Source organism: Oscillibacter sp., assembly GCF_032018205.1.
In the GTDB taxonomy this organism is placed as follows: domain Bacteria; phylum Bacillota; class Clostridia; order Oscillospirales; family Oscillospiraceae; genus Oscillibacter.
The window spans coordinates 26,662-35,378 of sequence record NZ_DALZOY010000007.1; the positions used below are offsets into that span (position 1 = coordinate 26,662).

At 59.1% G+C, this 8,717-nt stretch carries 9 protein-coding genes and 1 other annotated feature; of the genes, 2 read left to right on the top strand and 7 right to left on the bottom strand.

The window, feature by feature from the left end; genetic code table 11:
* Window positions 1–32 precede the first annotated feature (32 nt).
* The 7 genes from RTU96_RS06955 to RTU96_RS06985 all read right to left on the bottom strand — a co-directional run bounded on the left by RTU96_RS06955 (window position 33) and on the right by RTU96_RS06985 (window position 6,389).
* Window positions 33–1,211 (bottom strand): DUF5711 family protein, encoded by a 1,179-nt coding sequence (locus tag RTU96_RS06955; protein ID WP_312635794.1) that lies wholly within the window; start codon window positions 1,209–1,211, stop codon window positions 33–35.
* Window positions 1,204–1,959 (bottom strand): tRNA pseudouridine(38-40) synthase TruA, encoded by a 756-nt coding sequence (truA, locus tag RTU96_RS06960; RefSeq protein ID WP_312635796.1) that lies wholly within the window; start codon window positions 1,957–1,959, stop codon window positions 1,204–1,206. The genes RTU96_RS06955 and truA overlap by 8 nt, the downstream gene beginning before the upstream one ends.
* 52 nt (window positions 1,960–2,011) lie before the next feature.
* A complete protein-coding gene (locus RTU96_RS06965) occupies window positions 2,012–2,908 on the bottom strand; it encodes a hypothetical protein (RefSeq protein WP_312635797.1) in 897 nt (298 codons plus the stop codon).
* A 63-nt stretch (window positions 2,909–2,971) separates the two neighbouring features.
* Window positions 2,972–3,775, bottom strand: a complete 804-nt coding sequence (locus RTU96_RS06970; protein ID WP_312635798.1) for an energy-coupling factor transporter transmembrane component T — start codon at window positions 3,773–3,775, stop codon at window positions 2,972–2,974.
* Window positions 3,769–4,635, bottom strand: a complete 867-nt coding sequence (locus RTU96_RS06975; RefSeq protein WP_312635799.1) for an energy-coupling factor transporter ATPase — start codon at window positions 4,633–4,635, stop codon at window positions 3,769–3,771. Before RTU96_RS06975 ends, RTU96_RS06970 begins: the two co-directional genes overlap by 7 nt.
* 23 nt (window positions 4,636–4,658) lie before the next feature.
* Complete coding sequence (locus tag RTU96_RS06980; protein ID WP_312635800.1) at window positions 4,659–5,507, bottom strand: energy-coupling factor transporter ATPase; 849 nt, start codon at window positions 5,505–5,507, stop codon at window positions 4,659–4,661.
* Window positions 5,508–5,525: 18 nt separating this feature from the next.
* Complete coding sequence (locus RTU96_RS06985; RefSeq protein ID WP_293010288.1) at window positions 5,526–6,389, bottom strand: class I SAM-dependent methyltransferase; 864 nt, start codon at window positions 6,387–6,389, stop codon at window positions 5,526–5,528.
* 176 nt (window positions 6,390–6,565) lie between these two features.
* Window positions 6,566–6,806, top strand: a binding site (T-box leader).
* Between the two features lie 65 nt (window positions 6,807–6,871).
* Here RTU96_RS06985 and RTU96_RS06990 point away from each other — a divergent pair.
* The gene (locus RTU96_RS06990; protein ID WP_312635801.1) at window positions 6,872–8,161 is read left to right on the top strand and encodes an O-acetylhomoserine aminocarboxypropyltransferase/cysteine synthase family protein; all 1,290 of its coding nucleotides are present in this window, start codon (window positions 6,872–6,874) and stop codon (window positions 8,159–8,161) included.
* Between the two features lie 33 nt (window positions 8,162–8,194).
* The coding region (locus RTU96_RS06995; RefSeq protein WP_312635803.1) for a homoserine O-succinyltransferase at window positions 8,195–8,717 on the top strand (523 nt) is incomplete at its 3' end.

Here is an 8,717-nt window from a genome sequence, read left to right on the forward strand (position 1 = left end):
ACCGCGCTGAAATATCGACCAGAATTGCACGTTCATGGCAAAAAGCGCACTGCCCGCTCCGCCGCCAGCAGCAAAGCTGAGCCGTCTTCGCCCATCAGCGCCTCCCGGGCGTAATCCGTGCCGTTGAGAGATGCGTATTGCTCAAGCTGCGGCGTGTAAATCGCAAGCTTATCGGTATACAGCACCGCGATGTACCGCCCGGCAGCGGAAACACTCAAAATTTCGTCGCTGACGTTCAAGGATGCAAGCTCCTGTCCGTCTGACCCCACCGTCACAAGACGGCCCACGCTGCCGGATTGGTAGCGGTTTAACAGCAGTACCGCATAGCCCTCGCCATGGAGGTCATATTCCCTTAAATAAGCGCCGCCATAGGAATACGAGGCGGAAAGCGCCCGCGCGTCGGCGCTGAAATACACTCCGTCGTCGCACACCAGCGCCAGACTTCGGTCCACCGTCCCCATGTCGTAGCACATCCCCTCGCCCACGGTCCATGACGCGACAGGGTCCTGCGCCGTTAGGTCATAGAGCACAAGGCCTGAGGCAAAGGCTCCGTTGGACTGGCCAAGCGTCACAGCCGCCAGATACTTTCCGTCGTCGGTGGCATAGGCGCCGGAGATGAAGCGCTCCGACGACCTGAACTCAAACAGCTCGTTTCCCGCCGTGTCATAGACCACGACGGAAGCTTTGTAGCTCTGCTTTTTGGCGGTCACAGCCAGCTCGCCGCTCTTGTTCAGTGCGACGGCAATGTACGGCTCCGTCTCGCTTGCGGTGAGCTGATAAACCAGCCCGGTCTTATCCAATACGTACAGCTCCGTGCCTCCCACGTCATAGGCCACGGCCCGGTCCCCTTGCGCAATCAGTGCCGGGGCCTCCATTTTCACCGACGCGGACCAGATGGTCTTTCCGTTTCCGTCCACCAGAGAAAGGGCCGTGTCCGACAAAACCGCAAGGGTATTTCCCAGCTTTGCATAGCGGTTTTTGTGGGACGCGTCATAAGTATAGCCCGTGGACCCGTCTCCCTCGCTTTTGCCATAGGCAACATAGCGCCGCAGAACGTCCAGTCCCGTGCCATCTCTCCATGCCGCAGCCAGCACCACGCCCAGCACCGCCACAAGCAACAAAAAAAAGGCCAGAAAACCCCGCAGGCGGTGCCTTGGCGGGCGGTCCTCCTCGTCGTCATCATTCCAGATGTCGTTCCGTTTATCAGCCATTGAGCCGCTCATCCTCATACCAAAGTTTTGTCAGGTACAGTCCGCCCGGCGGAACCGTAGGACCCGCCGCGCTGCGGTCCCGGCTTTCAAGAATATACGGGATATCCTCCGGGGTAAATTTCCCCTCCGCCGCATAGAGCACCGTCCCAGTAATGGCACGCACCATATTATACAAAAACCCGTCGGCGCAGACCTTTAATTCCAAAAGGTCCCCGCTTCGGGATACGTCGCAATAGTAAATTGTGCGGACGGTGGACTTTGTCTCCGTCCCCACACTCCGCACTGCCGCAAAGTCGTGCGTCCCCACAAACATGCCGGCGGCGCGGCTTAAAAATTCCTCGTCCAGCCGCTTGGGATAAAAATATGCCCGATTGACGTAAAAGGGGTTCTTAAAAGTGGAATTGTAAATGCGGTAAGTATATTCTTTCTTAATGCAGGAGCCGATGGCGTTGAAATTCATGTCCACCTCCAGCGCCTCCCGCACGGCGATGTCCTGTGGTGTGTGGGTGTTCACGGCAAAGGGCAGCCGGTCTGTTGGAATACGGCTTTCCGTGCGGAAATTGGCCACGTACCGCTCGGCATGGACCCCCGCGTCGGTGCGTCCGCAGCCGGTGAGGTGCACCGGACCGCCGCAAACCTCCGCAAGCGCTTTTTCCAGCGTCCCGCAGATGGAAACGGCGTTTTTCTGCACCTGCCACCCGTGGTAGGCGGCGCCGTTGTACATCAGCTTCAGCGCAATGTTTCGCATAACCTCTCCTCCTCAGCTTCTAAGCGGCCTGCACTTCGGGGAACCCTTCTGCTCACGACACAGCCGGAGGCATGAGCCGGGAGGCCACTTCCCCTTGTCCATGGGCAATGCGGGCAGTTTCCAACGGAAATTCGTAGAAGCGTCCATCCTCCCCGGTGCAGGAAAAGGACAGGTTTACCCAGTCCCCGTTTCGGCACACCAGCGCATTGTCCCACGTTTGCGGGCCGTATAGATTTTGCCCCGCCTCATCCTCCACGGCGGGCAGGTTTTTGATCAGCTCCCCGTTGCAGTATAACCGAAAGGCCGGATCTTTTATAGCCACGCTCTCATCCCCGTCCATCACGGTGAGGCGGCACTCCGGGTTGATCCGCATCAGGCCCACCCCCGGCGTGGGAAGGGATTTACGCACATAGCTCATGCCACCCTCTTTTAAATCCGCCCGCAGTGTCGTGGTCATAAACCGTGAATCGGGATACTCCCAAAGCCGCTCCCGAGAAAGGACGCCGCCTTCCTCCACCTCCACTGTCAGAGATACGGACGTGTCCTCTCCGCTCTGTTTGCCGGGGAGCGCCAGCGTCACAGGCGCGGTATAGGTCCGGTTGGCGCTTTGCTCCATCGGAACGGAAACTGTTTTCTCTCCCGCTTCAATCAGCAGCTTGACCGCCGCGTCCATCTGGTCCTCCCACAGCCGCAGAGTGATCTCCGCCGTCGCCGTCCCCTTTGTCTCGTCCGTCCCGGCAGGGGTCAGCTCAAACGCTGCCGTCAGGTGCGCGGAGTTCTCCGACGTGGTTGATACGGGCGCGCCGTCCTGCGGGGAAGAAATCGCAGCCGGGGCGTTTTCACGCAAAGTCCGCAGACGGCTGCCCTGCAATAGGACGAGGCCCGCCAGCGCGGCGCACAGCGCAAGCGCCAGCCCCAGAAGCCAGAAAACCAGCTTTTTTTCTTTCATGAGCGACCGCTCCTTTCTTCTTTTCGCTTTTCCGGTATTCAGCCCGCAAGGCACGGAATTATTTTAAAAACCAATCCGGCCCAGAACAATCACGCCCGCCGTCACTATCCCCCCCAGAAGCAGAGCCAAAGCATCCCGCGCGGCGTATTTCAGGGGATTCAGCTTCGTCCGTCCCTCGCCGCCGTGGTAACAGCGGCACTCCATGGCCACCGCCAGCTCGTCCGCCCGGCGAAAGGCGCTGATAAACAGCGGCACCAGAATGGGAATCAGGGCCTTGGCCTTGTGAAACAGGTTTCCGCTTTCAAAATCCGCCCCCCGTGCCTTCTGGGCAGACATGATTTTATCCGTCTCCTCAATCAGCGTGGGGATAAAGCGCAGGGCAATGGACATCATCATCGCCAGCTCGTGGACCGGCACCCGTACCTTTTTCAGTCCGCCCATCAACCGCTCCAGACCGTCTGTCAGGCGGATAGGGCTGGTGGTGTAAGTCAAAAGAAACGTCCCCATAATCAGCAGCATGATGCGCAGCACCATTCGCACCGCCATGGTAAGCCCCTGCCGTGAGACGTGAAGCACGCCAAACCGGAACAGATCGTCGCCCGGAGTGAAGAACAGATTTAAAATGCCGGTAAACAGAATAATGAACAGCACCGGCTTTAATCCCCGTACCAGCGCCCGGGCGCCTACCCGTGAGACGCGGGCACAGCCCATAAACACAAGAATCATGATTCCGTAGGTCAGCACGGAGTCCGCCGCAAACAAGCCCACGATATAAAAAAGCGTCAGCAAAAGCTTGGTTCGGGGGTCCAGCCGGTGGGCCACGGTGTTTCCCGGGAAATACTGCCCAAGGGTGATATCCTTCAGCATCCTTCCGCCCCCTTCCGCAGGGCCAAAAGCTGCTTCTCCAAATCCTCCACGGTGTAAACCGCAGGGTCCACCGCAAGGCCCCGGGCTTTCAGCGCCATGGCCACTCGGGTAATCTGGGGCACATCCAGTCCGGCGGAGAGCAACTCGTCCGCCCGGCCAAAGACCTCCTTCGGCGTTCCCTCCATCAGCACCCGGGCAGATTTTAAAACCAGCACGCGGTCCGCCGTGCGGGCCACCTCGTCCATGCTGTGGCTCACCATGATGACCGTGCCGTTTTTGTTTCGGTGATAGTCCCGGATATTTGCCAGAAGGTTTTCCCGTCCCGCCGGGTCCAGCCCCGCCGTAGGCTCGTCCAGAATCAACACCCTCGGCTCCATGGCCAGCACCCCTGCCAACGCCACCCGGCGCTTCTGCCCGCCGGAAAGCTCAAAGGGGGACTTTTCCAGTTGGTCGTCCCGGATGCCCACCAGCCGCGCGGCCTCCCGCACACAGCGGTCCAGCTCATCTCCGGTTTTGCCCATATTGGCGGGACCGAAGGCAATGTCCTTATAAACCGTTTCCTCAAAAAGCTGATACTCCGGATACTGAAACACCAGCCCCACCCGGAACCGCACATCCCGGATTTTCTTCGGCTGGGCCCAGATGTCCTTCCCCTCCAGCAAAATCTGCCCGGAGGTGGGCCGCAGCAGCCCGTTGAGGTGCTGAATCAGAGTGGACTTTCCCGAGCCGGTGTGCCCGATGACGCCCAAAAATTCGCCGTCCGCCACGTCGAAGCTCATGTTCTCCACGGCGCTGCGCTGAAAGGGCGTGCCAATCCCGTAGGTATGGGTCAGATCGATGACCTTTAAAATCGGTTCCAATGCTCCGTTCCTTCCTGTCCTGTTTATCGCAGCGCCGCCGCCACCGCGTCCGCGCATTCCTCCACGGTGATCGCGTCCAGCGGCAGATTCAACCCGTCCTGGCGAAGCCGGTCCAGCAGGTCCACCGTGTCCGGCGCGGTCAGTCCCAGATTTCTCAGCTCCGCCACCCGGGCAAAAATCTCCCGGGGCGAACCGTCCATGACAAGCTCTCCCTCGTTCATCACCACCACCCGGTCCGCATCCTCTGCCTCGTTCATATGGTGGGTGATGAGCACCACGGTGATGCCCTTCTCCCGGTTCAGCCGGTGGGCGGTGGAGAGCACCTCCCGCCGGCCTGTGGGATCCAGCATGGCGGTGGCCTCGTCCAGAACGATGCAGTCCGGCTCCATGGCGATCACCCCCGCGATGGCAATGCGCTGCTTCTGCCCGCCGGAAAGAAGATGGGGCGCGTGCTGGGCAAAGTCCGCCATGCCCACCGCGCCCAGCGCCTCATCCACCCGGCGGCGGATGTCCGATGTGGGAACGCCCAGATTTTCCGGAGCAAAGGCCACGTCTTCCTCCACCACGTTGGACACAATCTGGTTGTCCGGGTTTTGAAACACCATCCCCACCCGGCGGCGGACGTCCAGCAGCCGATCTTCGTCGGCTGTGTCCATCCCCTCCACCAGCACCCGGCCCGCAGAGGGCAGAAGTATGGCGTTAAACGTCTTGGCCAGCGTGGATTTCCCAGATCCGTTGTGCCCCAAAATCACCACGAAGGAGCCTTTTTCAATGTTCAGGTCCACGCCCCTCAGGGCCTGCACCGCCTGCTCCCCCTCCTCCACAGCTGGATAGAGGTATTGAAGCCGCTCCGTTTCAAGAATCGTAGACATCTTTACTACTTCCAATCCTTATTCGCTGCACCAGCGCCCCGTGGCGCCGCAAGGAAGATACAGTCCGGTTCTGGTCACGGGAAGGCCCAGCTCGTCCCATGCGCACTTGCCGCCGTACTTCTCCTTCACCAGAATGCCCAATAAATACCCCAGCACCGATGGGGCAAGCCCCGTGGTATAGGAGTTAATCAGCACGAACAACGGCTTGTCCGACAGCGCCCCGGCGCACAGCTTCACAAACTCGTACAGGTTTTCCTCCAGTTTCCAAACCTCGCCGCCGGGACCCCGGCCATAGCTGGGCGGGTCCATAATAATGGCGTCATAGGTCTTTCCCCGCCGGATTTCCCGCTCCACAAACTTGGCGCAGTCGTCCACAATCCAGCGGATGGGCGCGTCCGCAAGGCCGGAAAGCCGGGCGTTTTCCTTCGCCCATGCCACCATCCCTTTCGCCGCGTCCACATGGCACACCTCGGCCCCTGCTTTAGCGCAGGCCACCGTGGCCCCCCCGGTATAGGCAAACAGGTTTAAAACCCGGATAGGCCGCCCCGCATTTTTAATTTTTTCCATGGCAAAGTCCCAGTTCACCGCCTGCTCCGGAAACAGGCCCGTGTGCTTGAAGTTCATGGGCTTCACCTGAAAGGTCAACTCTCCGTAATGAACCTGCCAGCTCTCCGGCAGCTTTCCTTTTTCCCAATGCCCGCCGCCGGTCTGGGAGCGGAGATACCGCCCGTCGGCCTTTTTCCAGCCGGGATAGGCACGGTCCGTCTCCCAGATAGCCTGAGGGTCCGGGCGCACCAAGAGCTGCCTGTCCCAGCGCTCCAGCTTTTCGCCGCCGCCGCAGTCCAGCAATTCATAATCCCGCCAGCTCTCCGCAATCCACATGGTGGTTCCTCCGTTTTTTCCTTTAGTACTCAATCGTGTTATTATACTTCAAACAGCGCCGCCCCGTCAATCAAGGATTTCGCCCGGCGCAGGCGGCTTTGGCCCTTTGAACGCAGTAAGAGGGCCTTGACTTTTCAAAAAACCGTGTTAAAATTATTTCCAACATAGTGTATATATAAAAGGCAGTGACGGAGAGGACGAAGACGCGGACCTTTCAGAGAGCCGGCGGTTGGTGCGAGCCGGTGGGAAACCGTTTTCAGTGTCTATGGCTCCCGAGTCGAAAGGGCGAACCCGCAAAGGGACAGGTCTTTCCGTGTCGCCGCGTTAAGGCAGAGGGCTTGTTGGAGCCTGTGAGAGGCGCGTTTTACGGCGCGCAATTTGAGTGGTACCGCGGAAGTTATGGCTTTCGTCTCAAAGGATGCTTTGAGGCGGGGGTCTTTTTCTTTTGCCCCAAGGCGTCACACAGAAAGGAGTTCAACAGTATGAGCAAGCAGAACATTGAAACCGTCTGCGTCCAGGGGGGCTACACTCCCGGCAACGGCGAGCCCCGGCAAATTCCCATTGTCCAGTCCACCACCTTTAAATACGCCACCTCCGAGGACATGGGCAAGCTTTTCGATCTGGAAGCCAACGGCTATTTTTATTCTCGGCTTCAGAACCCCACCAACGATTACGTGGCGGCGAAAATTGCCGCACTGGAGGGCGGCTCGGCGGCGATGCTCACCTCCTCCGGTCAGGCCGCCAACTTCTACGCCCTGTTTAACATCGCCTCCTGCGGAGACCACATCGTCTCCTCCTCCAGCATTTACGGCGGCACCTTCAACCTCATCTCTGTCACCATGGCAAAAATGGGCGTGGAATGCACCTTCGTCTCCCCGGACTGCACGGAGGAGGAGCTAATCGCCGCCTTTCAGCCCAACACCAAATGCGTGTTCGGTGAAACCATTGCAAACCCGGCCCTGACGGTGCTGGATATTGAGAAATTTGCGCAGGCGGCTCACAGCCAAGGTGTTCCCCTGATTGTGGACAACACCTTCCCCACCCCCATCAATTGCCGTCCCTTCGAGTGGGGCGCGGATATTGTGACCCACTCCACCACTAAATATATGGACGGCCACGGCGCAGCCGTGGGCGGGGCCATTGTGGACTCCGGCAAATTCGACTGGATGGCCCACGCCGATAAGTTCCCCGGCCTGTGCACCCCGGACGACAGCTACCACGGCATCACCTACGCTGAAAAGTTTGGCAAGGAGGGCGCGTTTATCACCAAATGCACCGCCCAACTCATGCGGGATTTGGGCTCCATCCAGTCCCCTCAGCACGCGTTCTATCTGAATCTGGGTCTTGAAAGCCTCCATGTCCGCATGGCCCGCCACTGCGAGAACGGTCAGGCCGTGGCGGAATATCTGGAGAAGCATCCCAAGGTCTCTTCCGTCAGCTACTGCGGTCTAATCAATGACAAGTATCATGCCTTGGCAGCAAAATATCTGCCCCATGGCTCCTGCGGCGTGGTTTCCTTCGAGCTGAAGGGCGGACGCGCCGCCGCCGGGGAGTTTATGAAGCATCTGAAGCTTGCCGCCATCGAAACCCACGTGGCAGATGCACGCACCTGCTGTCTGAACCCCGCCAGTTCCACCCACCGCCAGATGACGGACGCGCAGCTTCAGGAGGCGGGGATTCCCGCCGGGCTTGTGCGAATTAGCTGCGGCCTTGAGAGTAAAGAAGACCTGATCGGAGATATCGCTCAGGCGTTGGAGCAGGTGAACGCGTGAGCGCTTCCCTTGCTTTGAAAGGAGACACCGGCCTTGCCTATTAAAATACCCAATGAATTGCCCGCTACCGGTACGCTGACGCGGGAAAATATATTCGTCATGACGGAAAAGCGCGCCATGACGCAGGATATCCGTCCTCTCCAACTCCTTTTGCTGAATCTGATGCCCAACAAGGTGGCAACGGAGACGCAGTTGGCCCGGGTTCTGGGCAATACTCCGCTTCAGATTGAGCTGGAGCTAATCGCCCCCTCGGGCCATGTTCCCAAAAACACGCCGCAGGAGCATATGCTGTCCTTTTACAAGACCTTTGACGAGGTGCGGGACCGGGACTTTGACGGACTGATTATCACCGGCGCGCCTGTTGAAAACAAGCCCTTTGAAGAGGTGAACTACTGGCCGGAGCTGTGCGAAATCATGGAGTGGAGCAAGGAGCACGTCCATTCCACGCTCCACATCTGCTGGGGCGCGCAGGCGGGACTTTACTATCACTACGGAATCCCCAAGCGCCCCCTGCCGGAGAAGCTCTTCGGCGTGTTTCCCCATACGGTGGAGGAGC

Excerpts from the sequence above, each read along its gene's own strand:
- RTU96_RS06985 (WP_293010288.1), bottom strand. The coding sequence starts at position 6,389 with ATGTGGATTGCGGAGAGCTGGCGGGATTATGAATTGCTGGACTGCGGC.
- truA (WP_312635796.1), bottom strand. The coding sequence starts at position 1,959 with ATGCGAAACATTGCGCTGAAGCTGATGTACAACGGCGCCGCCTACCAC.
- RTU96_RS06955 (WP_312635794.1), bottom strand. The coding sequence starts at position 1,211 with ATGGCTGATAAACGGAACGACATCTGGAATGATGACGACGAGGAGGAC.
- RTU96_RS06990 (WP_312635801.1), top strand. The coding sequence starts at position 6,872 with ATGAGCAAGCAGAACATTGAAACCGTCTGCGTCCAGGGGGGCTACACT.
- RTU96_RS06980 (WP_312635800.1), bottom strand. The coding sequence starts at position 5,507 with ATGTCTACGATTCTTGAAACGGAGCGGCTTCAATACCTCTATCCAGCT.
- RTU96_RS06970 (WP_312635798.1), bottom strand. The coding sequence starts at position 3,775 with ATGCTGAAGGATATCACCCTTGGGCAGTATTTCCCGGGAAACACCGTG.
- RTU96_RS06965 (WP_312635797.1), bottom strand. The coding sequence starts at position 2,908 with ATGAAAGAAAAAAAGCTGGTTTTCTGGCTTCTGGGGCTGGCGCTTGCG.